Annotated in this window: 1 protein-coding gene; it reads left to right on the top strand. The window is 47.9% G+C overall.

Annotated elements, in window-relative coordinates; all coding sequences use genetic code 11:
* Positions 1-282: hypothetical protein (locus tag C2M17_RS12550; protein WP_199776021.1), on the top strand; the 282-nt coding region annotated here is incomplete at both ends.

The following is a 282-nucleotide window of genomic DNA, read 5'->3' as shown; positions in this document are numbered from 1 at the left end:
CCCAGCAATTGCAAGACTACCATTTACCTGCCTTATTGCTTACCCGGCATAACTCTGGGTTGGTGTTAATCAGTAAAGATGAAGAGCACTGTACTGTTGTCGTGCCGGAAACCGCTGGACAAAAAACCTATACCTATGCCGAACTTGAAGCTTTGATCTCCTCGCACCTGGTTCTTGCTGACATCGCCTACCAAGCGGATGACCGAGCGAAGGACTATGCACAGCCCTACAAAAAGCATTGGCTCAAAGAGCAGTTGATGAAGTGTTGGTCGACCTATATTG

Origin of the sequence: Pseudoalteromonas sp. T1lg10 (assembly GCF_002964545.1) — a bacterium.
GTDB lineage: Bacteria > Pseudomonadota > Gammaproteobacteria > Enterobacterales > Alteromonadaceae > Pseudoalteromonas.
Note: the sequence above shows the minus strand (reverse complement) of the source record. Positions and strands in the feature narration are given on the sequence as shown.